The following is a 25,372-nucleotide window of genomic DNA, read 5'->3' as shown; positions in this document are numbered from 1 at the left end:
TTTTTTGTGCCGGTAGCAGCCAAGGATAACGGCCTGCGCCAGCCAGCAAGGACGAGCATGACGGCGATGGTCCGCCCTCATGACGCCACGACATAAGAGAATGATAAAAATAATTCTCATTCATGGTTCAGAAAGCGGTCATCTGAACGTCTACCCACAGGAGAGAACGACGAACAAGAATCATTCCTATATAAATCATTCCGGATGGAACACCGCACTCATGAAAGACTCCGCCGCACATAAAGCCACTCGCTCCCTGCTGATGACCCTGCCCAGGCACCCTCTGGCACTGGCGATTGGCCTTGGCCTGCCCTTCGCCGGTCAGGCCATGGCGGCCGACCACCGTGAGTCTCAGGACGAGACCCTCGACACCATGACGGTGACCACCACAGCGGCTACCAAGACCGACACCGGCTATCTGGAAACCCCCCAGGCCGTCTCCACCATCACGCGCGACGATATCGACAAGCGCGCAGCCGAGACGGTACAGCGTGCCGCGGATTACACGCCGGGCGTCTTCACCAACCAGATCGGTGCCTCCAACCGCTATGACTATCTGGTGCTGCGTGGCTTCTCCGACGGCAGTGTCAGCAACACCTTCCTGGATGGCCTGAAGCTGATGGGTGACTCGGGCTCCTATAGCTCGATGACCATCGACCCCTACTTCCTCGACAGCATCGAGGTGGTGAAAGGGCCGTCTTCCGTTCTCTACGGTCGCTCCTCGCCGGGTGGCCTGGTCGCGATGCAGTCCAAGCGCCCCGAGTTCCAGGACTCCGGCCAGGTCCGCTTCACCGTCGGCGACGACAACGAACGCAGCGCGGCCTTCGACCTCACCGGCCCGCTGGATGACGAGCAGCGCATCGCCTATCGCCTGACCGGCCTCGCCAGTGCCGAGGACACCCAGGTCGACTCCGTCGAGGAAGAGCGTTACGCCTTCTCGCCTCAGATCACCATGGACGTCACCGACGACACCACCGTCACCCTGATGGGCTACTTCCAGAAGGACCCGGAAGGCGGTTACCACTCCGGCCTGCCCTATGAAGGCACGGTGGTCAGCTACAACGGCACCAAGCTCGGCAACGACTTCTACGAAGGTGACGAGGACTACGAAGAGTTCGATCGCACCGAACGCATGCTCGGTTACGATTTCGAGCACCGCTTCAATGACGCTGTCACCGCACGCCAGAAATTCCGCTATCTGCGCTCCGATGTCGACCTCGAGCAGGTCTACGCCTATGGCTGGGCCTCGGACACCGAGCTGACCCGCTACTACTCCGGCGGCGAAGAAAGCCTGCGCGCCTGGACCGTCGACAACCAGCTGGAGAGCCGCTTCTCCACCGGCGCCTTCGATCACACCCTGCTGTTCGGTGCCGACTATCAGACGCGCACCAATGACGTGGACTGGGAATACGGCACCGCCAGCACGCTGGATGTCTCCAGCAGCAGCGATGCCGATGTCTCCATCTATGCCACCGAGAACCAGAAGCGTGAACTGGACCAGACTGGTGTCTACCTGCAGGACCAGATCAGCTGGGGTCGCTGGAACCTGGCCGCCGGCCTGCGTCAGGACTGGGTCAACATCAAGAACACCGATCGTGACTACAACACCACCAGCGAGCTGAACGACAACGAGATGAGCGGCCGCATCGGCCTGATCTACGGCTTCGACAACGGCATCTCGCCCTATGTCAGCTACTCCACGTCCTTCTCGCCGAACTCCTACACCGATGAAGACGGTGACCTGCTCGACCCGACCACCGGCAAGCAGGTCGAGGTCGGTATGAAGTACCAGCCCAACGGCACGCGTGATCAGTACAGCGTCTCGCTGTTCCGCATCAATCAGGAAAACGTCGCCTCCAAGGACCCGGAAGACAGCTACTACACCGCCTACGGTGAAATCGAGTCCCAGGGCCTGGAGCTGGAAGCCCGCACTCAGGTGACCCGCGACTTCGCGCTGCAGGCCGGTTACAGCTACACCGACGTGACCTATGCCAAGGCGGAAGATGGCACCGAAGGCAACGACGCCAACCAGGTACCCAAGCACCAGGTCAGCGTTTGGGGTGACTACGCCTTCAATGAAGGCCCGCTCACGGGGCTGAATGCCGGCCTCGGCGTGCGCTACTACGCCGACATGTGGGCGGATTCCGAGAACACCGAGAAGGTGCCGAACTACGCGCTGGTCGATGCCCTGGTCGGCTACGACCTGAGCCAGATCGGCTGGAGCGGCACCAGCGTGCAGCTCAACGTCAGCAACCTGTTCGACAAGGAATACATCGCGTCCTGCTACAACACCAGCTTCTGCTACTACGGTGCCGAGCGCAGCATGACCGCGACACTGACCTATGATTTCTGATCTCGAAAACTCCGCAGTCCGTCGATTCTGAATCGACCCGCACGACCCGCCGGCGGCAAGGATGTCGCCGGCACCATCGCCCTGAACCCCTCATCGTCTGATAGCTCTGGCGTGTCCAGCACATGACACCGTATTTGCCCGATACAGGGGCGCTCGGTGACGACTCACTCTGCCGATGCCCACGGCAGACGTGACTGACCACGCCGACGGCTTTGCCAACAGCTTCACCAACAACAACGACCGCAAACGCGGCACTTGATGAATGTCCTGACTGGTCCTCGCACCTGAGCCATCTGTCCCAGCTGGCTGCGAGTCTCTTCCAAGTCTTTATCTGCGAACATTCGCATAAGGTTATGTAATGCACAGCCTTCAAGATTCCGCCGCCACCTACGGCGCTGCCGCAGGATCCTCCGTGTCTGACGCCCAGACCGACGCCTGTGCGCGCTCACTGTCCAGCTCGCCACGCGCCGCCTTGTTCTCGCCTGCCAACATGGATGCCTGGCAGACAGGCATGGACCGCATCAGCCAGCTGGTGGCTGAACAGCTCGACAGTGTTCAAAAGCCGTTCAGTGGCATCACCCCGGAGGCCCTGCGTCCGGCCTTTGCCGACCTCGACCTCGAGACGCCCCTCGAGAACCTCGAAGCTGGTCTGGAGGAGCTCAAGTCGCTCTACCTGAAGGATGCCGTCTACTTCCATCACCCCCGCTACATCGCGCACCTCAACTGTCCGGTCGTGCTGCCCGGTGTATGGGCCGAGAGCCTGCTGGGCGCGATCAATTCCTCACTCGACACCTGGGACCAGAGCGCCGGCGGCACCCTGATCGAGCAGCGCCTGATCGACTGGACCACCGAGCGCCTGGGGCTGGGTCCGACCGCCGATGGCATCTTCACCAGCGGCGGCACCCAATCCAACCTGATGGCACTGCTGCTGGCCCGTGATGCGGTCTGCGAGAAGCTGCCCAACCACCCCGGCAACCAGACCCACGGCCTGCCGCCGGAAGCCGGACGCCTGCGCGTCTTCGCCTCCGGCATCAGCCATTTCAGCCTGCAGAAGGCCTGTGCCCTGCTCGGTCTCGGCCACAACGCCGTCATCCCGGTCGCCGTGGATGAGCGCCGCCGCATGGACCCCGTGGCCCTGCGTGACGCCCTCGACAACGCCCGCGCCGAAGGCCTGATCCCGATGGCCGTGGTCGCCACTGCCGGTACCACCGACTTCGGCAGCATCGACCCGCTGCAGGCCATCGGTCGTGAATGCCACGCCCGCGGCATCTGGTTCCATGTCGATGGCGCCTATGGCGGCGGTCTGATCACTTCTCGCCGCCACGGTCACTGGCTCAAGGGCACCGAGATGGCGGACTCCGTCACCATCGATTACCACAAGACCTTCTTCCAGCCGGTCAGCTGCAGTGCCTGCGTGGTACGTGATCGCACCCAGCTGCGCCACGTCACCTATCACGCCGACTACCTCAACCCGGAGCTTCAGGCCCGCGAAGGCACGCCGGATCAGGTCAACAAGAGTCTGCAGACCACGCGCCGTTTCGACGCCCTGAAACTGTGGATGACACTGCGCCTGATGGGCGCCGATGCCCTCGGCGACATGCTCGATTGCGTGATCGGCCTCACCCGCGAGGGCTACCAGCTGCTCGAGGCGGCGCCGGACATCGATGTCGTCCAGGCACCGGAGCTCAGCACCCTGGTGTTCCGCTTCCATGACGCCAGTGAAGAGACCCTCAGCGCCGAGCAGTGGGACGCCTTGAACCGCGAGATCCGCAAGCGCCTGTCACGCAGCGGTGAGGCCATCGTTGCCGCCACCAAGGTCTCCGGCCGTCAGTACCTGAAGTTCACCCTCCTGAACCCGGAAACGCGCCAGGAAGACCTGGCCGCCGTGGTCGAGTTGATCCGCCAGCACGGCCAGGCGCTGGTCAAGGCGCATCAGCTGGCCGTCAGCACTACCGCCCAACCGAACCATGGCGCACCACTGGCCGACATTCCGACCGCCAGCCGTCGCAGTCACACCACAGAAGCCAAGGAAAGCCGTCATGCATGACACCTCGAACCCTCACGTCACATACACTCTGGAAGCGCGCGATGATGTGCTGGACTTCGTTGCCATCGGCATCGGCCCCTTCAACCTCAGCCTTGCCTGTCTGAGCGAGCCGCTGGAAGACGTCCAGGGCGTCTTCCTCGAGCGCAAGGCCGACTTCGACTGGCACCCGGGCATGCTGCTGGAAGATGCCAGCATGCAGACGCCCTTCATGGCGGACATGGTCTCGCTGGCCGACCCGACCAGCCACTTCAGCTTCCTCAACTATCTGAAGCTGCATGACAAGCTCTACAACTTCTACATCCGCGAAGACTTCTTCCTGCTGCGTCGCGAGTACAACCAGTACTGCCAGTGGGCGGCGCGCGAGCTGAGCTGCCTGCGCTTCGATCACGACGTCCAGGACATCCAGCATGTCGGCGACATCTATATCGTACGCGGCACTCGCCCCAGTACCGGCGAAGCCTTCGCCTATCGCGCACGCAAGCTGGTACTGGGCACCGGCACCCAGCCCTACCTGCCGAAAGCCGCCGACGCCGTGCGTGACGTGGTGCCGGTCGCGGGCAGCCGCGTGTGCCACAACGCCCACTATCTGGCGCGCAAGGAGGAACTGACCTCCCAGCCGGCCATCACCATCATCGGCTCCGGCCAGAGCGCCGCCGAGATCTATCTCGACCTGCTGCGCGAGATCGACCAGCACAGCTACCAGCTCAACTGGATCACGCGCTCGCCGCGCTTCTTCCCGCTGGAATACGGCAAGCTGACGCTGGAGATGACCTCGCCGGATTACATCGATTACTTCCACGCCCTGCCGCGTGAGCAGCGCAATACCCTGCTGGCGACCCAGAAGGGCCTCTACAAGGGCATCAATCTCGAGCTGATCGACGAGATCTACGACACCCTCTACGCCAAGCAGCTGCAAGGCGTGGTGCCCACCACCCTGATGACCAATACCGAACTGACCTCGCTGAACAAGCAAGAGACCGACGGCGACTTCACGCTGGGTCTCTATCAGCGCGAACAGCAGCAGGCCTGGCGTCATGACACCAGCGCCGTGGTGCTGGCCACGGGCTATCACTACGTGGCGCCGCCCTTCCTGCGCAGCATCGAATCGCGCATTCGTCGTGACGAGGAAGGCCGCTACGCCGTCGGTCGCTTCTACGCCGTCGACACGCAAAGCACCGCGGATGCCGACGGCAACGAGGGCGATCAATCACCGTTCGCCGGCGAGATCTTCGTCCAGAATGCCGAGCTGCATACCCACTCGCTGGCCGCGCCGGACCTGGGCATGGCCTGCTATCGCAACAGCTGCATCCTGCGCGCCATCACCGGTCGTGAGGTCTATACCATCGAGAGCCGCATCGCCTTCCAGAGCTTCGGCGCGCCCGGCTCTGAAAAGGGCTGTGGCAATGGCTTCACACCGCTGCCCGCCGCACACCTGCCCTACGGCGAGACGGATATTCACGCCGGCACCGCCTCTACCGACAGCTCCTCTATTGGCACCGTCTCTGACACCCAGGCCGACACGACTCACACCGCTGCACCGCAACACCGGGAGACCACCGCATGAACATGCCAGTCGACATCACCAGCGCCGCAAGCGCCGAACAGTCCAGCAGCGCGGCAAGTTCTCACAGTGCAGCGACACCGTCACAGCAGCTGTTCGGGACAACCTCACTCGCCGCGCCGGCACCGCTCGATCTGCTCAGCCCGGCGCCGGGAACGCGCTTCACCCGCCGCGCGGTGGAGCTGGAGCAAGCCCAGGCACGCCTGCGCAAGCCGCAGGATGACAGCACGAGCGAGCGCGCCGAATTCGCGCTGCGCCCGCTCGACCTTGCCGCCGACATGGCGATGGTGGATGAGTGGACCAGCGGTGAACGCGCCAGCTTCTGGGGCATGAGTGATGACCTCATCACCACCAAGTACGACTTCTACCAGGGCCTGGAAGAGAGCCAGCACGCCCAAGGCTGGGTCGGTTTCTACAATGACCAGCCGGCCTTTCTGGTCGAGCTCTATGACCCGGCGCACGACCCGCTCGGCAAGCATTACAGTGTGCAGCCCGGCGACTTCGGCATGCACTTCCTCGTCGCGCCGCGCAGCGAGGACCAGGTCCCCATCAGCGGCTTCTCGCGGGCGGTGATCGAATCGATCATGGCGATGATCTTCGCCGGCCAGTTCCGCGATGAGCATGCCGATGAAGGGAAAGATGCAGTCCGTCCCGTGACCCGTGTGGTGGTGGAGCCGGACAGCCGCAATCGCGCCATTCATCCGCTGAATGCCGCAGTGGGCTTCGTCGATCATGGCCCGCTGGATCTCGACGGCAAGCCGGCGCGCCTGTGCTTCTGCACCCCGCAGGACTTCCGCGCCGCCCTGGCCAGCCGCAGCCCGCGTCTGGACAACGGCGTGACCGCCAACCCGGTCGCGGCCAGCCAGCATCTCACCGGGCCGGACTGGCAGCAGGCCAATCGCCTGCTGGTGCGCAAGGCGCTGGCCGAGTTCAGCCACGAGCGTCTGATCCATCCGCAATGCGCCGATGACTGCGGTACCCGCACCGCCTGCCAGAGCCATGACAACTGGCATCACTTCCGCCTGCCGCTGGCGGCGCAGGTCAGCGACACGCCGCCGGTCAGCCGCCGCGCGGCGGAATATCGCTTCGTGGCGCGCCGTTTCCAGCTCGATCACTGGCTGATCGATGCCGCCTCCATCCAGCGTCTGGATGCCGACGGCAACGCCCTGCCGCTGGACGCGCGTGAGCTGATTCTGGAACTCAACGACGTGCTGGAGATTCCGCCGCGCCTGCTGCCGGTCTATCTCGAGGAGGTCAGCGCCACGCTCGCCTCCAGCGCCTGGAAGATGCAGCGCGCCGTGCGCGAGAATCAGTCCGCCCGCGTGCTGGCAGGTGCCTCCTTCCAGACCCTGGAATCGGCAATGAGCGAAGGCCATCCGTGCTTCGTCGCCAACAATGGCCGCATGGGCTTCGATGCGCTGGACTATCGCGCCTACGCGCCGGAAGCCGCGCAGCCGTTCTCGCTGGTGTGGATCGCCGTGCATCGCGACAACGCCCATTACTCGGCCGTGGATGGTCTCGATCCGCGCCGTCTGCTCGAGGAAGAGCTGGGTGAAGCCGAGCTCGCCCGCCTGGAACAGCAGCTGACCGAGAAGGGTCTTGCGCCCTCCGACTACCTGATGATGCCGGTACACCCGTGGCAGTGGAGCCACAAGCTGGCGATCACCTTCGCCGCCGAGATCGCCAGTCAGCACATCGTCTGTCTCGGCCTGGGGGAGGACCGCTATCAGGCGCAGCAGTCGATCCGCACGCTCTACAACCGCAATCAGCCGAATCGCCGCTATGTGAAGGTGGCGCTGTCGATCCTCAACATGGGCTTCATGCGCGGCCTGTCACCCTATTACATGCGTGCCACTCCGGTCATCAATCAGTGGCTGCAGGGCCTGATCGATTCGGACCCGTCCTTCGAGAAGTGGGGCTTCCGCCTGCTGCGTGAAGTCGCGGCCATCGGTTATCGCGATGATGTGCTGGAAGACGCGGACCCGGCGGCCGTCGGCTATCGCAAGATGCTGGCCAGCCTGTGGCGCGAGAGCCCGGAAGACGTCAAGGACGAGGGCGAGCGCCTGATGACCATGGCCGCGCTGCTGCATGTCGACAACGATGAGAAGGCCTTGCTGCCGGCGCTGATCGAGCGCTCCGGCATCGGCGCCGAAGCGTGGATCGACAAGTGGCTGACGGCTTACATGACGCCGCTGCTGCACTGCTACTTCAAGCACGACCTGGTGTTCATGCCACACGGCGAGAACCTGATCATGCGTCTGCGCGATGGCGTGCCGTGCGGTGCGCTGATGAAGGACATCGCCGAGGAAGCGGCGCTGTTCGCCACCGAGGAGACGCGTGCACTCGAACTGCCGGAAGGGGTCGAGCGTCTGGTGGTCGAGGTGCCGGAACCGATCCGCATCCTGTCGCTGCTCACCGATGTCTTCGACTGCATCTTCCGCTTCGCGGTACCGCTGCTGGTGCGCGAGCAGGTGATGACGGAGGAGGCCTTCTGGTCTCGCGTCGCGGCCTGCATCCATGACTACCAGGATGCCCACCCGGAGATGGCCGACAAGTTCGCGCGTCATGACCTGTTCGCGCCGCGCTTCACGCTGTCGTGCCTCAACCGCCTGCAGCTGCGCAACAACCAGCAGATGGTCGATCTCACCGATCCGTCCGGCGCCCTGCAGCTCAAGGGCGAGCTGGATAACCCCATCGCGGCCTTCGCCCGCCGCTAGGCGGTGACGCTTGGCGATCACCAGGTCGCGATGACCTGGTGATCGCCATGACCCGTCAGCTACGGCCCGTCAGCCAAGACCAGCTAACTACGACCAAGCAGCACCGGGACCGCCCTCGAGACATTCGGGGGCGGTCCTTGGCGTGTCTGACACACAATCATTGATAATGATTCGTAACAACAATACCATTACCCTCCCATCACGACAGATCTCATTGCGAGCCGTGGATGTCCTCTCACGCCAAGCCCCCAGTTCGGCCTCATCGCGACACGGATGAGCGAACGCCTGACGCACACGGGCCAGAAGCTGAAACGCCCGCTGAGCTGCAGGCTTGTGCTGCACAGCAATACCGTCACTCGCTGGACCAGCTGTTTGCCGAGCATCGTCACGAACTGACCGGCTTTCTGGTGCGCCAGCTGGGCTCGCATGAGCTGGCGGAAGACATCAGCCATGAGGTCTATCTGCGTCTGCGCCTGACCGGAGACTGGCCCGCCAACCCGCGCGCCTGGCTGTTTCGCATCGCACGCAATCTGATCATCGACCATCACCGCCACCAGTCCCGCGCACCGGAATTCGAATCGGTGTCCGAGGGCGATGAGCGCGTGGCGGCCGCCCATCTGGACCCGGAGAGGAGCCTGGCGCGCCGCCAGAAGCTGCAGGTCGTCGATGCGGCACTCTCCGAGCTGGCGGGCCATTTTCGCCTCGCCCTGACCTGGTATCGCCTCGAGGGCCTGACCAAGCGCGAGATCGGCGAGCGACTCGGCGTGTCCGAGCGCATGGCAGGCCGCTACGTCACCCAGGCGCAGCAGCACTGCGAGATGCGGCTGGCCGCGGCGGGCTGTTATCGCAATGAAGTCAGCCGCGACTGCGCCGCCAGCCAACAGGACACCACGAACTCGCCGCCAGCCGTGCGCCAAACGTCAACCGCGCCCGGCAAGGCGCGACGACGAAGCCGGCGTGATGACGCCCCGACAGCAAGAGGCGATCAGCACTGATGGCCCCGCGGAGCACGGATGGGCGAACGTCTCCGCGTCATGTCGCCCAGAATGAATCGCCCTTAGCCTGACGCCCTGACCACGGATGACGATGCTTTCATGTTCACTCTCGACCACCTGCGCTTTGACCTCGGCGAGCGCTGCCTGCTCAAGACGCAGTCTCTCGATTTCGCCCCCGGCCAGGTGCATGGCCTGATTGGCCACAATGGCTCCGGCAAGTCGACACTGCTCAAGCTGCTGGCGCGTCAGAACACGCCGACCAGTGGCAAGCTGGCGCTGGACGATCGCCCGCTCTCGCAGTTCGGCAGTCGGGAATTCGCGCGGGCGGTGGCCTACCTGCCGCAGCATCTGCCGGCGGCCGAAGCGCTGACCGGCCGCGAGCTGGTCGCCTTCGGCCGTTATCCGTGGCACGGCCTGCTCGGCCGTCCCGGCCCCAAGGATGAAGAAGCCATCGAGCGCGCCATCGCGCTGACCCACACCGAAGCCTTCGCCGAACAGCAGGTCGATACCCTCTCCGGTGGCGAACGTCAGCGCGTGTGGCTGGCCATGCTGCTGGCCCAGGGCAGTCGTTATCTGCTGCTGGATGAACCGCTGGCGGCGCTGGATATCGCCCATCAGATCGAGGTGATGGAGCTGGTCTCGCACCTGAGCCACACCCTCGGGCTGGGTATCATCATCGTGCTGCACGACATCAATCTGGCCGCGCGTTACTGCGATCGCCTGGTGGCGCTGCACGGCGGCCAGGTGCTGGCTGAAGGCGCACCCGACGCGATGATGAACCCCGTCACGCTCAAGGATATCTACGGCGTCGAGATGCAGGTGATCACCCCGCCGCAGAGCCAGCAGCAGATCGCGGTGCCGCTATGAAGTGGCTGTTGGCACTGATCAGTCTGAGCCTGCTGTCGGTGGGGGCCGCCAGCGCTGCCACGACGGATGAGGCAGTGGCAGACGAGACAGCGGCGGACGTGGCTGCGATGAAACAGACAGCGATGAAACAGACAGCCCGGCCACCGGCCGGCTTCGTCGATCGCCCCATCGTGGCACTGGACTGGACCCTGGCCGAGACCCTGACCGGAATCGGGGTACGCGCCATAGGCGTGGGTCAGGTCGCGACCTACGCAAGCTGGGTGGCCCAACCGGCGCTGCCGCAGGGCACGCGGGATCTCGGCCTGCGCACCCAGCCGAATCTGGAGCAGCTGGCCGCCCTCGCCCCCGCCGACATCCTGATCAGCCCGATGCTGTCCAGCCTCGCGCCGCGCCTGTCGGCCATCGCGCCGGTCACCAGCATCGCCATCTATACCCCGGACGCCGACACCTGGCAGACACTGGTCAAGGCGACCCGCCAGCTGGGCAAGCTGACGCAGCGCGAGCCACAGGCCGAACAGCTGATTCGCCTGAGTACCGCTCGCCTCGCCGGTTACAACGCGGCGCTGCGCCAGCAGGCGGCACGCAAGGGTCAATCGCCCCTGCCGCTGTTGATGGTGCAATTCATGGATGACCGCCATGTGCGCATCTTCGGCGACAACAGCCTGTTCCAGGCCGTGATCGAGCGCATGGGCATCGACAACGCCTGGCAAGGGGACACCAACGCCTGGGGCTTCGCCACCGTCAGTCTCGAGAAGCTGGTGACGCTGAAGGGCCGCATGGTGGTGGTGGAGCCATTGCCGCCCGGCGGACACCAGGCACTGGCGCATAACGGTCTGTGGCAGGCCATGCCCGGCGTGCGCGAGAACAGCCAGGCCTCGGCGCCACTGTTCCTGCCGCCGGTCTGGAGCTTCGGCGCCCTGCCCTCGGCCAATCGTTTCGCCGAACTGCTCGCCAGCCATCTACTTGACGAGCATCTGCTCGCCAAGCACACGGACAAGGAGCTCGACGGCGAGTCGACACTTGAGGGGGAGACCACCGATGGCAACCACTGAGCAGGCCATGAGCACCCGCCCCGCATCAGGCCGTCGCCCGCTGCACCTCACGCCGGGCCGGGCCTGCAGCCTGTTGGCCCTGGCCCTTGTGGTGCTGGGCAGCCTCGCGCTCAACCGTGAAGGCCTGAGCCTGATGCAGGGTCTGACCGCACTGTGGGCATCGCCCGACTTCAGCGCTGCGGCCAGTCTTGGCCAGGCAGACAGTGCACTGCTTTCTGCGCAGCTGGTGGCGCATATCAGCTGGTGGCCGCGCCTGGTCTGCGCGCTGCTGGCCGGTGGCGCGCTGGGCATGGCCGGCGTGCTGATGCAGCAGGTGCTGCGCAATCCACTGGCCGCGCCCACTACCCTCGGCGTCGCCAGTGGCGCGAGCCTGGCGATGATGCTGGCGACGCTGTTCGCCCCGGCACTGATGGCCGGCACGGGTCTTGGAGGAGACGGCTTCCAGCTGGGCCGTGAATGGGTCGCGCTTGCCGGTGGCCTGGCCGCCATGGGGCTGGTGTTCGCGCTGGCCTGGGCGCGAGGCATGTCGCCGACCGTGGTGGTGCTGGCGGGGCTGGTGGTCAACCTTTACATCGGCGCGTTGGGGATGGTGCTGTTGCTGTTCAATCAGGAGGCTCTGCACGGCACCCTGGTATGGGGTGCAGGCTCGCTGGCCCAGAACAGCTGGGATGGCGTGATCACGCTGCTCACCCGCCTGCTGCCGGGCATGTTGCTGGCGCTGGTGCTGATGCGTCCGCTGGCGGTGCTGGACCTCGACGAGGCCAATGCCAGAAGCCTGGGCGTCTCGCTGCGCAAGCTGCGCCTGATGAGTCTGGGACTGGCGGTATTTCTGAGCGCCTGCGTGGTCAGCGTGCTGGGCATCATCGGCTTCATCGGTCTGGCCGCGCCAGCCTGCGTGCGCCTGATGGGCGCGCGCCGCCTGGGCCAGCGCCTGCTGTGGGCGCCATTGTTCGGGGCGTTGCTGCTGGCGGTGACGGACCAGGTGGTCGCCAGTCTCGATGGCCTGCTGCCCAACCTGATCCCGACCGGCGCGATGACGGCGGCCCTCGGCGCGCCGCTGCTGCTGTGGCTGATTCCGCGCCTCAAGATGGCGCAGGGGGCTGGCCCCGCCAGCCATCACGGCATGTCACTGACGCATCGCCATCCCCGCCCCGACCGCCTGCTCGGCTGGTTGCTGGCCGGGGTCTGCGTGGCCCTGATGCTGGCCCTGCTGGTCGGCAATGGCGCCGATGGCTGGACCCTGGGCAGTGACATGCTCCAACAGCTGATGGCCGGCCAGGCCAGCGTGCTGGACTTCCGCCTGCCACGGGTACTGGCGGCGGCAGGCGCCGGCGTACTGCTGGCCCTGGCCGGTACCCTGTTGCAGCGTCTGACCAGCAACCCGATGGCCAGCCCCGAGATTCTCGGCATCAGCGGCGGCACCGCCATCGCCCTGATGCTGACGCTGCTGCTGGTCCCGTCGCCGGGGCAGCTGACCCTGCTGGGCGCAGGCATCTGCGGGGCGCTGGCCTGTCTGGCGCTGCTGGTGGTGCTCAATCATCGCAGTGGTTTCATTCCCGAACGCGTGCTGCTGTGCGGGGTGGCGATCACGGCGCTCTACGATGCGGTGCGCGGCATCATCCTTGCCGATGGTGACCCGCGCGGTCAGCAGATTCTGGCCTGGCTGTCCGGCTCCACCTATTACGTGGGCCTCTCCGCGGCGGTCGGCGTGCTCGCGCTGGCGATCATCGCGGTCCTGCTGGTGCGTCCGCTGGCGCGCTGGCTGGATATCCTGCCGCTGGGCATGGCGAGCGCCAGTGCGCTGGGCATCGGCGTGACCCGCGCCCGCCTGGTGCTGCTGGGTGCGGTAGCGGTGCTGACCGCGCTGGCGACCCTGATCGTCGGTCCGCTGTCCTTCGTCGGCCTGCTGGCCCCGCATCTCGCGCGTCTGCTGGGGCTGAGCCGCGCCCGCGAGCACATGCTCGGCGCGGTGCTGTGCGGCGCGCTGTTGATGGTGCTGGCCGACTGGCTAGGCCGCCAGCTACTCTCGCCCTACGAGATCCCCGCCGGCCTGATGGCCTCGCTGATCGGCGGCAGCTACTTCCTGTGGAGCCTGCGCAGAAGCTGACGCGCATACGCACACGCACAAACGACGAAGCCCGCCACCGAAAGGTCGCGGGCTTCGTCGTTGGTGGACGTTTTGGAGCTCGTGAACTGCATGAACTGAGTGAACTGCGTGAACTGACGGACGCAGCTCGGGCTCAGTTTCCGAACACCACCGTGCGCTTGTCATGCAGGAAGACACGACGCTCGAGGTGATAACGCACACCACGCGACAGGGTCAGGCACTCGATATCACGGCCCTTGGCGATCAGGTCTTCGGGATAGTGGGCGTGATCCACCGTCTCGACGCCCTGGGTGATGATCGGCCCTTCATCGAGATCATCATTGATGTAGTGCGCGGTGGCACCGACCAGCTTGACGCCCTTCTCGTAGGCCTGATGATAGGGGCGCGCGCCCTTGAAGCCCGGCAGCAGCGAGTGGTGGATGTTGATCGCCCGCCCCGAGAGCTTCTCGCACATGTCGCTCGACAGCACCTGCATGTAGCGCGCCAGAATCACCAGCTCAGCCCCGGTGTCCTGCACGATCTGCCATACCTGGGCTTCCTGCTCGGCCTTGGTCTCGGCGGTGATCGGCAGGTGGTGATACGGCAGGCCATGCCACTCGGCCAGCGGTGCCATGTCCGGATGGTTGGAGATGACGGCGGTGATGTCCATCGGCAGCTGGCCGATGCGATGCCGGTAGAGCAGGTCGTTCAGGCAGTGGTCCGAGCGCGAGACCATGATGACCACCTTCATGCGCTCATCCGGCGCACTCAGGCTGACGTCCATCTCGAAGTCGGCGGCACGCGTGCCCAGGCCCTGCTCGAAACTCGCGGCATCAAAGCCGTCATCGAGGGCACCGGCCTCGGTCTGCGGACGAAATTCGGCCCGGATGAAGAAACGCCCCGACAGGCGGTCATCGAAGGAATTGAGCTCGGTGATATAGCAGCCCTGCTCGCGCAGGTAGCGTGTCACGACGTCCACCGTGCCGATGCGGCTGGGACATTGGGCGGTCAGAATCCAGGTATCACGCATACGTAGGTGCCTGTCATGTAAGGATTATCTATTGTTGGAAGCAGCAACGTCAGGGTTGCATCCGAGGCCCTGCGCGACAAACCAATATTATTGAGGCGGGCTTCAGTATTTCTGAAGCCCGCCTCCTGGCCCGGGCAAGGCCCCTGGCAGTCGATTCAGGTCATTGCGTGCGCCTGCGACAGACCTCTCTCCAGACGCAGATCTCTCCAGACGCAGACCTCAGGCCTCAGGCCTCAGGCCTCAGGCCTCAGGCCTCAGGCCTCAGGCCTTGATGCAGACCCCGAATTCCTCGCTGGCATCCAGCAGCCAGCGGCCGAGGTAATCGGCGAAGCTTCTGCGCACCACCAGCTCGAATTCGCTCTCGCTGACGCGGCGTAGCACCAGTGTCGCCTTGGCGAACACCGCCGGCACGCCACGTCCGACCGGGAAGGCACGCGGGTGCACATCAGTGGGCGTCGACTTCATCAGCACCTGACGCGCCTGGTCGCCACTCAGCGAGATGACGGTCTGGCCACCGCTGACGTTGACCACCTGATAGCGGCCGGCCAACGCCTCATGCAGCGCCTTCTCGACAGTGAAGGCTTCCTCGCCGGGTACCAGGATCAGCCACTCATCCGGTGACAGCCACTGGATCGAGCGACCGCCCTCATTCTGATGGAGGGTCGCCGGCGTCAACGGCAGCGCCAGACCCAGCGCCGCCTCGACACCCTCAGCGAAGCCCGGCTGCGCGGGGTCACCGCGCAGCGTCAGGTGACCGAGAAACGCCTTTTCCTGCAGCACGATGCCGGCATCGCCGTCATCGCGGGCCGTGAACAGATGCGCCAGCGGCGAACGGGCGCACTGAGCGTGGACCTCGGGCGTCGGGCGCTGGTCGATCACCGACGTCTGAGAACTAGTCATGTCCTGCGGCTGCGCATCGACGGCGGCACCCGCTTGCGGGTCGAGTGTGGTGGCATCAGACATGCTGGCGCTCCCCTTTCTTGTCGTAGAACACCGGTGAGGTGATTTCGGCTTCCAGCGTCGTGCCATCGGCCTGCGGCAGGAACACCGTCTCGCCGATGCGCTTGGCACCGCCCTTGACCACCGCCAGCGCAAAGCCATGTCCCAGCGTCGGGCTGTAGTAGCTGGAGGTCACGTGGCCGACCATCGGCATCGGGATGGCGTGCTCGGGGTCGAAGACGATCTGCGAGCCTTCCGGCAGCACGATGCGCTCATCGCCGGCCTTCTTGCGCGTCGGAATCAGGCCGACCATCTGCTTGCGGTCGTCGCGGCGGGTATCCGGACGCGACAGCGCACGCTTGCCGATCCAGGAATACGGCTTGTTGTAGCCGACGCACCACTGCATGCCGAGATCTTCCGGGGTGATCGAGCCATCGGTGTCCTGACCGACGATGATGAAGCCCTTCTCGGCGCGCAGCACGTGCATGGTCTCGGTGCCGTAGGGCGTGAGGCCGTACTTCTTGCCGCACTCGAACAGACGCTTCCAGACATGCAGCCCGTAGTTGGCCGGCACGTTGAGCTCGTAGGACAGCTCGCCGGTGAAGGAGATGCGGAAGATGCGCCCGGGGATGTCGGCGATCAGCCCTTCACGCACTTCCATGAACTTGAAGCTGTCACGGTCAAGGTCGATGTCGGTCAGCTCGCCGACCAGCGCACGCGCCTCGGGGCCGGTGACGGTCAGGGTCGCCCAGTGATCGGTGACGCTGGTCATCTGCACGTCCAGTTCCGGCCATTCGGTCTGGTGCCACAGCTCCAGCCATTCCAGAATCGAGGCCGCGCCACCGGTGGTGGTGGTCATCAGGAAGTGGTCTTCGGCCAGACAGGTGGTGACACCGTCGTCCATCACCATGCCGTCGTCGTGACACATCAGGCCGTAGCGCGCCTTGCCGACGCCCAGCTTGGCCCAGGCGTTGGTGTAGATGCGGTTGAGGAATTCGCGCGCATCGCGACCGGTGATGTCGATCTTGCCCAAGGTCGAGGCGTCCAGCACGCCGACCTTCTCGCGCACCGCCAGACACTCCCGCTCAACCGCGGCATGCATGTCCTCACTGCCCTGCGGGTAGTACCAGGGGCGCTTCCACTGGCCGACATCCTCGAACCTGGCGCCCTGCGCTACGTGCCATTCGTGCATCGCGGTGTAGCGGATCGGGTCGAACAGCTCGCCGCAGTGGCGGCCGACGATGGCGCCGAAGGTCACCGGCGTGTAGTTGGGACGGAACACGGTGGTGCCGGTGTCGGGGATGGTCTGCCCCAGACAGCGCGCGGCGACCGCCATGCCGTTGATGTTGCCCAGCTTGCCCTGGTCGGTGCCGAAGCCCATCGCGGTGTAGCGCTTGACGTGCTCGATGGACTCGAAGCCTTCGCGGGTGGCGAGCTCGATACCGGCGGCGGTGACGTCGTTCTGCAGATCGACGAACTGCTTGGGCGCGCGAGCGGTGGGCTTGTCATGCGGCACCTGATAGAGCGGCAGCATCGGCGTTTCCGCAAGTTCGGAGATCGCAGGCACCTCGGCCTGGGCGGTCTCGAACTCGCAGGCTTCCACCGCGGCGACACCGCTGGCATAGGCCGCGACCAGCACATCTTCCAGCGCGAAGCTGCCGTTGGCTGCGCCGCAGGCGTCGAAGCCCTTGAGCATCGGTGCGCCCAGCGCGGGCAGGAAGCCGTGGATTTCGTCGCTCCATACCGGACGCGCACCGGTGTGCGCCGCCAGGTGAACCACCGGGCTGTAGCCGCCGGAGCTTGCGATGGTGTCGCAGGCGAGCTCTTCCACTGCCCCCGTCACGCTGAAGGCATCGATATCGATGGCCGCGATGCGCGCGCCTGTCACGCGACGCTCGCCCTTGGCCTCGATCACGGCGGCGCCGGCGATGATGCGGATGCCCGCGGCACGCGCCGCCTCGACCATCACGCCGGCAGGTGCCGGACGCGCATCGGCGATCGCGACCACTTCACGACCGGCCGCCGCCCAGGCAAGTGCCGCGCGATAGGCGTGGTCGTTGTTGACCGACAGCACCAGCTTGTCACCGGCGGCGACGCCGTAACGGGTCAGATAGGTGGTGACGGCACCGGCCAGCAGGTTGCCCGGCACATCGTTGTGGCTGTAGACCAGTGGCCGCTCGTGGGCGCCGGTGGCCATGATGACGCGATGGGCACGCACGCGGTGCAGGCGTGAACGTGCCTGACGCGCACCACGGGCATTCAAGGGCGCGAGGTCGGCCTGATGCTCGGTACGGCGCTCGTGCAGGGTCACGAAGTTGTGATCGTGGTAGCCATTGGCGGTGGTGCGCGGCAGCAGCTGCACATCCTCGCAGGCTTCGAGTTCCGCAAGCACCGCGTCACGCCATTCGATGGCAGGCTGGCCGTCCAGGGTCTGATCGAGGCAGTCCGCCGACATGGAGAGCAGTGAGCCACCCAGCTCTTCCTGCTCGTCACACAGGATGACGCGCGCGCCACTGCGGGCCGCGACCAGCGCCGCCATCAGGCCCGCCGGGCCGGAGCCGATCACCAGCACATCGGTGTGCTGATGCAGGTGATCATAGATGTCCGGATCCTCCTCGAGCGGAGAACGCCCGAGACCGGCAGCCTTGCGGATGTACTTCTCGTAGGTCATCCACAGCGAGGCCGGCGCCATGAAGGTCTTGTAGTAGAAGCCCGGCGGCATGAACTTGCCGCCCAGCTTGCCGACCTGCGGCAGGAAGCGGCTCATCAGGTCCTTCTGCGCCTTGACCCAGCCGCTGACGGCGTGGGCTTCCAGGCCGTCGTAAAGCGCCTGCTGGGTAGCACGCACGTTGGGCACCTGGCCGGCTTCGGTGCTGCCCAGCTGCAGGATGGCGTTGGGCTCTTCAGCACCGGCGGCGACCAGGCCGCGCGGACGCGCATACTTGAAGCTGGCGTTGAGCACGTCGAGGCCGTTGGCCATCAGTGCCGAGGCGAGGGTATCGCCTGCCAGGCCCTGATAGCGCTTGCCATTGAAGGTGAAGGTCAGCGGCGTGGCGCGGTCGATGCGTCCACCCGAGGCGAGACGGCGCGGGGCAGCGGCGGTCTGGTTGTCTTGCTGGCTCATGCGCTCACCCCCTTGGCTTGCGTGGTCGGATCGGCTTTCGTCTCACCGGTGATGGTGGGCTGCTCGCCCATGCGATAGGTCTCGAGAATCTCGTAGGTCACGGTGTGGCGGGTGATGTTGAAATACTTGCGACAGCCCACGGCGTGAATCCACAGCTCGTGGTGGACGCCACGCGGGTTGTTGCGGAAGAACAGATAATCCCCCCACTCGGCATCGGAGCAGGCTTCGGGGTCCTTCGGGCGCTCGATATGCGCCTGGCCCTTGACGTGGAATTCCTCTTCCTCGCGCAGCTCGCCGCAGTAGGGACAGAAGATATGCATCATGGTCGGTCGTCTCCTGACGGCAGGTTCAGTGCGCGACGCCAGCGGCGCCGTGTTCGTCGATCAGCTTGCCCGTGTTGAAACGGTCATAGGAGAAGGGTTCTGCCAGCGGATGGGTGCGCCCCTTGGCCAGTGTCCAGGCAAAGACGTTGCCAGAACCCGGCGTGGCCTTGAAGCCACCGGTACCCCAACCGCAGTTGAAATAGAGCCCCTTCACGGGCGTCTTGGAAATGATCGGACAGGCGTCCGGACAGGTGTCGACGATGCCGCCCCACTGACGGTTCATGCGCACCCGCGAGAAGATCGGGAACATCTCGACGATGGCCTGCAGGGTGTGCTCGATGGTCGGGTAGCTGCCACGCTGGCCATAGCCCACGTAGCCGTCGATGCCGGCACCTATGACCAGATCGCCCTTGTCCGACTGGCTGACATAGCCGTGGACGTGGTTGGACATCACCACGGTGTCGAGAATCGGCTTGAGCGGCTCGGAGACCAACGCCTGCAGCGGGTGGGATTCCAGCGGCAGACGGAAGCCGGCCTTCTCGGCCATCACGCCGGAGTTGCCGGCGGTGACCACGCCGACACGCTTGGCACCGATAAAGCCGCGCGAGGTTTCCACCCCGACGATGGCGCCATCCTGCTTGCGGAAGCCGGTGACTTCGGTCTGCTGGATCAGGTCGACGCCGAGACTGTCGGCACCGCGCGCGAAGCCCCAGGCCACGGCGTCGTGACGCGCCACGCCACCGCGCGGCTGCCAGGAGGCGCCGAGAATCGGGTAGCGTGCGCGGCTCGAGCAGTCCATCGCCGGCACCAGTTCCTGCACCTGCTGGGCATCCAGCACCTCGCCGTCGATGCCCTGCAAACGGTTGGCATTCACGCGGCGCTGGATGTCACGCATGTCCTGCAGGGTGTGGCCCAGGTTGAGCACGCCACGCTGAGAGAACATCACGTTGTAGTTGAGATCCTGGGACAGGCCTTCCCACAGCTTCATGGAGTGCTCGTAGAGCGCCGCCGCCTCGTCCCACAGATAGTTGGAGCGCACCAGGGTGGTGTTGCGCGCGGTATTGCCGCCGCCCAACCAGCCCTTCTCGATCACCGCGACATTGGTGATGCCGTGCTCCTTGGCCAGATAGAAGGCCGTGGCCAGACCATGCCCGCCGCCACCGACGATGACGACGTCGTATTCCTTCTTGGGTTCTGGGCTACGCCAGACCTTCTGCCAGTTCTCATGGTGGCTGAGCGCATGCTTGACCAGCCCGAATCCCGAGTAACGCTGCATTTGCCACCCTCCTCACATCTTTGCCACCGCAAGCGCTGTCCGGTGCTCTCGCCCGAGTGATGTCTGTTGTAGTCACCCGAGTGATGTCTTTGCGCTTGCGGCATGTGTCGTTGTTATCGTTGTCTCTCGCCAGCGCCTTGTTCAGGCAAGCGCGGCGGGGTCGGTCACGCTGTCCGATGCGTAGACCGGGAAGCGGGCACAGACTTCCTCGACCTTGCCGCGCACCTCGGCTTCCACCTTGGCGCTCTCGCCGGTGGCCAGCGCGTCGAGCAGATCACAGATCCAGCCGGCCAGTGCCTCGCATTCCGCCTCGCCGAAGCCGCGCGTGGTGGCGGCCGGAGTGCCGATGCGCAGCCCGGATGTCACGAAGGGGCTCTGCGGGTCATTCGGCACGCTGTTCTTGTTGACGGTGATGTGGGCGCGGCCCAGTGAGGCATCCGCGTCCTTGCCGGTCACGCCCTGACGGATCAGCGAGACGAGGAACAGGTGGTCATCGGTACCGCCGGAGACCACGTCATAGCCGCGCGCCATGAAGACCTCGGCCATCACACGGGCATTGGCGATCACGCGGGCCTGATAGCTGACGAAGTCCTGGCTCATCGCTTCCTTGAAGGCCGCGGCCTTGGCGGCGATGACGTGCATCAGCGGGCCGCCCTGCTGGCCGGGGAAGACGGCGCCATTGAGCTTCTTGTGCAGCGCTTCATCACCGGTGGCGGAGAGAATCAGGCCACCGCGCGGGCCGCGCAGCGTCTTGTGGGTGGTAGTGGTGACGACATGGGCGTAGGGCAGCGGGCTCGGGTAGTGACCCGCCGCGACCAGACCGGCCACGTGGGCCATGTCGACCATCAGCCAGGCGCCGATCTCGTCGGCGATATCGCGGAAGCGACGCCAGTTGACCACGCGCGAGTAGGCGGAGAAGCCGGCGATGATCATCTTCGGCTTGTGCTCACGCGCCAGACGCTCCATCTCTTCGTAGTCCAGCTCGCCGCTTTCGGTCAGGCCGTACTGGATGGCGTTGTAGTGCTTGCCGGAGAAGTTGGGGGCCGCGCCGTGGGTCAGGTGACCACCATGCGCCAGGCTCATGCCGAGGATGGTGTCACCCGGCGAGACGAGTGCCATGAACACGGCCGCGTTGGCCTGGGCGCCGGAGTGCGGCTGCACGTTGGCGTAGTCACAGCCGAACAGCGCACAGGCGCGCTCGATGGCCAGTGTCTCGACCTTGTCGACGAATTCGCAGCCGCCGTAGTAGCGCTTGCCCGGATAGCCTTCGGCGTACTTGTTGGTCAGCTGGCTGCCCTGAGCCTCCATCACCAGCGGGCTTGCATAGTTCTCGGAGGCGATCAGCTCGATATGCGCTTCCTGACGCGCTGTCTCTTCGAGGATGGCCTCGGCCAGTGCAGGGTCGAGTCTGGCCAGTCGGTCATCACGGGTGTAGCCATGTTGCTGAGACATTGCGCGCCTCCGGTAAGCGGATCGTTGTTGTTGGAGTGGATCGATGAAGGGTGATCAGTGATCGTCTGTTCGCTCAAATCCTGTCGAGTCAGCCGGCGCCAAGGCCTTGAGTGGCTGTCTTGACCCGATACTAGCCCTGCCCCCCTGCGGCAAACTGCTTGTCAGCGTCACCCCGCAGCGCGAATGCGACATCGGCAGGCAAAAGCGACATCTCGATGGCCCGTACAGAGCTGCTGCGAATAGTGGCTGCCCGCCACTGGCGCTACACCGAAGCCCCTGCGGGCAGGTATGCTAGACACCGATATCGTGCGATCAGGCGCCGGATGACGACTGATCCATGCAAGCGCGCGCCTGAGGAAGGGAGTTGAGAATATGCTGATGGAATTGCTGGCGGTGATGGCACCGGTACTGTGTGGCGCCGCCATCGGCTTCTTCTGGGTCAGGCTGGGCAACGACTACCCGATGGCCTTCGTCACCCGGCTGGTGCTCTACATCGGCACGCCGGCGCTGATCCTCAATGCGCTGGGCAGCGCCGAGATCGACAACTCGAGCTTTTTGCGCACGGGCCTGGCGACGCTGTCCGTGATGGCTCTGCTGCTGGCGCTGAGCTGGCCCTTCGCGCGCCTGATCGGCAAGCCCTGGAAGGTGGCGGTGGCGCCGTTGCTGTTCTCCAACGTCGGCAACATGGGCCTGCCGGTCTCGCTCTACGCCTTCGGCCAGGCCGGCTTCGCCTACGCCATCACCATCATGGTCACCATGTCACTGCTGCAGTTCACCCTCGGCGCCTGGCTTGCCAGCACCAGCGGCAACCCGCTGCGCAGCGTGGTGCGCTCGCCGACCATCTGGGCCAGCATCGTCGCCACCCTCATGCTGCTCTGCGATGTGCACATGCCACGCTTCGTCGCCAACAGCCTGGAGCTGATCTCCGGCTTCACCGTGCCGCTGATGCTGATCACCCTGGGCGTGTCGCTGGCCAGCATTCGCGTCAAGAATCTGGCGGCGGGCGTGGGCTTCAGTGTCCTGCGCATTCCCTTTGCCGCCCTGTGTGCCTGGGGGATCGGCACCCTGCTGGACCTGCCCCCGCTGGCGCTGCACGTGTTGACCATGCAGATGGCCATGCCGGTGGCGGTCTACAACTACATGTTCGCCCAGAAGGCCGGGCGTGAGCCGGAGTACGTGGCCACGCTGGTGTTCTGCTCGACGCTCGCCGCCTTCCTCTATCTGCCCATGCTGCTGGCGGCGATGGGGGCGACACTGGGCTGACCCGACGGAAGCGGCCCGAGCATTCCCCCAGTGAATGACAGGCACAAAAAAACCACGCGAGCCTGAGCTTGCGTGGTCGTGTGACACCTTCCTGCGGAAACTGCCGTGCCGTGAAGAAGACGGTATTGCACCATCCCGATATTGAGCAGCACGGCGCTTCCTGTTGCGACGATCAGCCTTGTAGTCCTGCTGGCACCCGCTCCCGGCCTGGAGGTGGCGCACTGTTCCCCTGTGTCATCATTGCCCTTTTGACCAAACCCGTGACTGGAGTGGCAGTCGTGGACCTGACGTGAACGCTCTCCGCTCTCGACCCGCAGCTGAAGGTGGCATGCAGCCCAACGGGGCCTTGTGCTTATGGCACCAGGGCAAACCCTGGCATGGCCTGGCGGGACTTCCCGCAGAGCCCCCTGCACTGCATGCGCTCATTCACGTGGCAACATCTGAAGGGTAGCCCCGAAGTCGTCTGCACCTCCAGATGGTTTGTGCCGTCTTCCTGCGCGAGTCGACTTGCTCATGAACCTGAGCATGAAGTCTTAGAGCACTCATGCCGAGCAGACTGTCAGCGCACCTCGGGCGTGGCGGCTGGCAGTCCCGCCAGGCCCTCGGCCTGCTGCTGACGCAGCTGGGCCAGCGTTGTCACGGCATGTCCCCTCGCTTGCCATTCGGCGCGCTCATCATCATCGGCCCGAATGATGAAGCGTCCAAGCAGGGTGTAGAGCAGCCCCAGCAACGGTGACAGCCAGCAGGCGAAGGCCAGCGGAATGTACAGCAGCCCCTCCATGCCCGCGCCACCGGCCATCAGCCCCAGTGAACTGACCACCACCGCACCACCGGCATTCCAGGGAATCAGCGGCGAGATCAGCGTGCCGCCCTCTTCCAGTGAGCGCGACAGATTGAGCGTCGAGTATCCCTCACCCCGATAGATCGGCGCGTACATGCGTCCCGTCAGAGCGATGGAGAGGTAGGGGTCGCCCGCGATGACATTGGTCAGCGCCGCCGTGGAACTGGCCGCGACCTGCAGCCCGAAGATACCGCGCACCTTGACCAGCACCGCGGCACACAGCGCCTCCAGACAGCCGATGATTTCCAGCAATCCCCCGAAGGCCAGTGCGATCATCACCAGCAGGATGACCCAGGCCATCGACATGATGCCGCCGCGATTGAGCAGGCTGTCGATCTCGCTCACGCCGGTGCTCAAGGCGTAGCCGCCCTGCATATAGCCGAACAGCGCCTTGACCGCCTCGCCCTGTACGCCGAATGCCACGACCGCTCCGGCCAGCACCCCGACGAACAGCGCCGGGAGTGCCGGCATGCGCGCAACGGCTAGCGTCATCACCAGCAGCGGCGGCATCAGCACCCACAGATTGAAGGTGAAGTGTCCGGAAAGCCCTTCGGTGATGGCGGTGATGCGCTCGAGATCCAGTACCTGACCGGCGGCGAGCAGGTTACCGGCGATCAGGTAGATCACCAGTGCGATCAGCATGGCGGGAATGGTGGTCGGCATCATGTTGCGGATATGCGCGAACAGATTCACGCCCGTCACCGCCGGCGCCAGATTGGTGGTATCCGACAGCGGCGAGACCTTGTCACCGAAGAAGGCGCCGGACACCACCGCACCGGCGGTCCACCACGGCGGAATGCCGAAGCCGGCCCCGATGCCCATCAGCGCAAGCCCCACCGTGCCCACGGTGCCCCAGCTGGTACCCAGCGCTACCGAGACCACCGCGCACAGCAGCATGGCCGCCGCCAGGAAGTATTCCGGCGAGACCAGCTTGAGTCCGTAGTAGATGATCATCGGCACGCTGCCGGAGGCGATCCAAACCCCGACCGTCATGCCGACCAGAATCAGGATCGCGATGGAAGGCAGGCCGACACGCACGATGCGCATCATGCCCTCTTCCATCGCCGACCAGCCGTGGCCCAGCTTCCAGCCGACCAGCGCCGTCATCGCGACGCCACAGATCAGCGGTACGTGCGGAGTGAATTCACCGAAGACAAACAGTTGCAGGGCCAACACGGCCAGCGTTGCCAGGATAGGCAAGCTGGCCATGGGCAGGGAGGGGCGTTGCGGTGCATCGACATCACGAGTCATGAGACATTGCTCCATTAGCCAGTTTTACTTGTTGTACCCCCACGCTAACCGACCCATGTCCCGACAGATGACTGACAGCGTCACCGGCCTCCCTGTATGCGACATCGTCTACGACTTTCCGCCTATCACTTGCGCGAGATTCATTCACCTCGCCGGGGACTGTCACCAACTTCATCTTGTGGTGAAAAGACGCTC

The 25,372-nt window shown here is 65.0% G+C and carries 16 protein-coding genes; 9 read left to right on the top strand and 7 right to left on the bottom strand.

Annotated elements, in window-relative coordinates:
* The first annotated feature begins 220 nt into the window (after nt 1-220).
* The 8 genes from H2O77_RS02285 (at nt 221) to fhuB (ending at nt 13,699) form a co-directional block, all read left to right on the top strand.
* Nucleotides 221-2,353: a TonB-dependent siderophore receptor gene (locus tag H2O77_RS02285; RefSeq protein ID WP_240548683.1), complete on the top strand. Its 2,133-nt coding sequence runs from the start codon at nt 221-223 to the stop codon at nt 2,351-2,353.
* Nucleotides 2,354-2,765: 412 nt separating this feature from the next.
* Complete coding sequence (locus tag H2O77_RS02280) at nt 2,766-4,400, top strand: aspartate aminotransferase family protein (protein WP_240548682.1); 1,635 nt, start codon at nt 2,766-2,768, stop codon at nt 4,398-4,400.
* Nucleotides 4,393-5,964, top strand: coding sequence for a SidA/IucD/PvdA family monooxygenase (locus H2O77_RS02275; protein ID WP_215823815.1), 1,572 nt, complete (start codon nt 4,393-4,395; stop codon nt 5,962-5,964). Before H2O77_RS02280 ends, H2O77_RS02275 begins: the two co-directional genes overlap by 8 nt.
* Nucleotides 5,961-8,678 carry a GNAT family N-acetyltransferase gene (locus H2O77_RS02270; RefSeq protein ID WP_215823814.1) on the top strand — a complete coding sequence of 906 codons (2,718 nt, stop codon included), beginning with the start codon at nt 5,961-5,963 and terminating at the stop codon, nt 8,676-8,678. The genes H2O77_RS02275 and H2O77_RS02270 overlap by 4 nt, the downstream gene beginning before the upstream one ends.
* Nucleotides 8,679-8,905: 227 nt before the next feature.
* The gene (locus H2O77_RS02265; RefSeq protein WP_215823813.1) at nt 8,906-9,673 is read left to right on the top strand and encodes an RNA polymerase sigma factor; all 768 of its coding nucleotides are present in this window, start codon (nt 8,906-8,908) and stop codon (nt 9,671-9,673) included.
* Between the two features lie 99 nt (nt 9,674-9,772).
* Nucleotides 9,773-10,540 carry an ATP-binding cassette domain-containing protein gene (locus H2O77_RS02260; protein WP_043333135.1) on the top strand — a complete coding sequence of 256 codons (768 nt, stop codon included), beginning with the start codon at nt 9,773-9,775 and terminating at the stop codon, nt 10,538-10,540.
* A gap of 8 nt (nt 10,541-10,548) precedes the next feature.
* The gene (locus H2O77_RS02255) at nt 10,549-11,592 is read left to right on the top strand and encodes an ABC transporter substrate-binding protein (RefSeq protein ID WP_240548681.1); all 1,044 of its coding nucleotides are present in this window, start codon (nt 10,549-10,551) and stop codon (nt 11,590-11,592) included.
* Nucleotides 11,579-13,699, top strand: a complete 2,121-nt coding sequence (fhuB, locus tag H2O77_RS02250) for a Fe(3+)-hydroxamate ABC transporter permease FhuB (protein ID WP_240548680.1) — start codon at nt 11,579-11,581, stop codon at nt 13,697-13,699. Before H2O77_RS02255 ends, fhuB begins: the two co-directional genes overlap by 14 nt.
* Nucleotides 13,700-13,832: 133 nt before the next feature.
* Here fhuB and purU read toward each other — a convergent pair whose 3' ends face one another.
* The 6 genes from purU to glyA form a co-directional block, all read right to left on the bottom strand.
* Complete coding sequence (gene purU, locus H2O77_RS02245) at nt 13,833-14,708, bottom strand: formyltetrahydrofolate deformylase (RefSeq protein ID WP_054555342.1); 876 nt, start codon at nt 14,706-14,708, stop codon at nt 13,833-13,835.
* A gap of 261 nt (nt 14,709-14,969) precedes the next feature.
* Complete coding sequence (soxG, locus tag H2O77_RS02240; RefSeq protein WP_240548679.1) at nt 14,970-15,671, bottom strand: sarcosine oxidase subunit gamma family protein; 702 nt, start codon at nt 15,669-15,671, stop codon at nt 14,970-14,972.
* On the bottom strand, nt 15,664-18,771 hold the full coding sequence (locus tag H2O77_RS02235; protein WP_215823812.1) for a sarcosine oxidase subunit alpha family protein: 3,108 nt from the start codon (nt 18,769-18,771) through the stop codon (nt 15,664-15,666). Before H2O77_RS02235 ends, soxG begins: the two co-directional genes overlap by 8 nt.
* Complete coding sequence (locus H2O77_RS02230; protein WP_043333138.1) at nt 18,768-19,094, bottom strand: sarcosine oxidase subunit delta; 327 nt, start codon at nt 19,092-19,094, stop codon at nt 18,768-18,770. The genes H2O77_RS02235 and H2O77_RS02230 overlap by 4 nt, the downstream gene beginning before the upstream one ends.
* A gap of 25 nt (nt 19,095-19,119) precedes the next feature.
* Entirely contained in the window at nt 19,120-20,370 is a 1,251-nt protein-coding gene (locus H2O77_RS02225) for a sarcosine oxidase subunit beta family protein (protein ID WP_215823811.1), read from the bottom strand.
* 141 nt (nt 20,371-20,511) lie between these two features.
* Nucleotides 20,512-21,822, bottom strand: a complete 1,311-nt coding sequence (glyA, locus tag H2O77_RS02220; protein WP_215823810.1) for a serine hydroxymethyltransferase — start codon at nt 21,820-21,822, stop codon at nt 20,512-20,514.
* A gap of 372 nt (nt 21,823-22,194) precedes the next feature.
* Here glyA and H2O77_RS02215 point away from each other — a divergent pair, with 372 nt between their 5' ends.
* Nucleotides 22,195-23,085, top strand: a complete 891-nt coding sequence (locus H2O77_RS02215; protein WP_054555340.1) for an AEC family transporter — start codon at nt 22,195-22,197, stop codon at nt 23,083-23,085.
* Nucleotides 23,086-23,644: 559 nt separating this feature from the next.
* Here H2O77_RS02215 and nhaC read toward each other — a convergent pair.
* On the bottom strand, nt 23,645-25,177 hold the full coding sequence (gene nhaC / locus H2O77_RS02210) for a Na+/H+ antiporter NhaC (RefSeq protein ID WP_240548678.1): 1,533 nt from the start codon (nt 25,175-25,177) through the stop codon (nt 23,645-23,647).
* Between the last annotated feature and the right edge of the window lie 195 nt (nt 25,178-25,372).

The organism is Cobetia sp. 4B, assembly GCF_018831605.1.
Taxonomy (GTDB): domain Bacteria; phylum Pseudomonadota; class Gammaproteobacteria; order Pseudomonadales; family Halomonadaceae; genus Cobetia; species Cobetia amphilecti.
Note: the sequence above shows the minus strand (reverse complement) of the source record. Positions and strands in the feature narration are given on the sequence as shown.

What these genes read in the sequence shown, in the direction of transcription:
- H2O77_RS02285 (WP_240548683.1), top strand. Translation starts at nt 221, where the DNA reads ATGAAAGACTCCGCCGCACATAAAGCCACTCGCTCCCTGCTGATGACC.
- H2O77_RS02275 (WP_215823815.1), top strand. Translation starts at nt 4,393, where the DNA reads ATGCATGACACCTCGAACCCTCACGTCACATACACTCTGGAAGCGCGC.
- H2O77_RS02270 (WP_215823814.1), top strand. Translation starts at nt 5,961, where the DNA reads ATGAACATGCCAGTCGACATCACCAGCGCCGCAAGCGCCGAACAGTCC.
- H2O77_RS02265 (WP_215823813.1), top strand. Translation starts at nt 8,906, where the DNA reads ATGTCCTCTCACGCCAAGCCCCCAGTTCGGCCTCATCGCGACACGGAT.
- H2O77_RS02260 (WP_043333135.1), top strand. Translation starts at nt 9,773, where the DNA reads ATGTTCACTCTCGACCACCTGCGCTTTGACCTCGGCGAGCGCTGCCTG.
- fhuB (WP_240548680.1), top strand. Translation starts at nt 11,579, where the DNA reads ATGGCAACCACTGAGCAGGCCATGAGCACCCGCCCCGCATCAGGCCGT.
- purU (WP_054555342.1), bottom strand. Translation starts at nt 14,708, where the DNA reads ATGCGTGATACCTGGATTCTGACCGCCCAATGTCCCAGCCGCATCGGC.
- soxG (WP_240548679.1), bottom strand. Translation starts at nt 15,671, where the DNA reads ATGTCTGATGCCACCACACTCGACCCGCAAGCGGGTGCCGCCGTCGAT.
- H2O77_RS02235 (WP_215823812.1), bottom strand. Translation starts at nt 18,771, where the DNA reads ATGAGCCAGCAAGACAACCAGACCGCCGCTGCCCCGCGCCGTCTCGCC.
- H2O77_RS02230 (WP_043333138.1), bottom strand. Translation starts at nt 19,094, where the DNA reads ATGATGCATATCTTCTGTCCCTACTGCGGCGAGCTGCGCGAGGAAGAG.
- H2O77_RS02225 (WP_215823811.1), bottom strand. Translation starts at nt 20,370, where the DNA reads ATGCAGCGTTACTCGGGATTCGGGCTGGTCAAGCATGCGCTCAGCCAC.
- glyA (WP_215823810.1), bottom strand. Translation starts at nt 21,822, where the DNA reads ATGTCTCAGCAACATGGCTACACCCGTGATGACCGACTGGCCAGACTC.
- H2O77_RS02215 (WP_054555340.1), top strand. Translation starts at nt 22,195, where the DNA reads ATGCTGATGGAATTGCTGGCGGTGATGGCACCGGTACTGTGTGGCGCC.
- nhaC (WP_240548678.1), bottom strand. Translation starts at nt 25,177, where the DNA reads ATGACTCGTGATGTCGATGCACCGCAACGCCCCTCCCTGCCCATGGCC.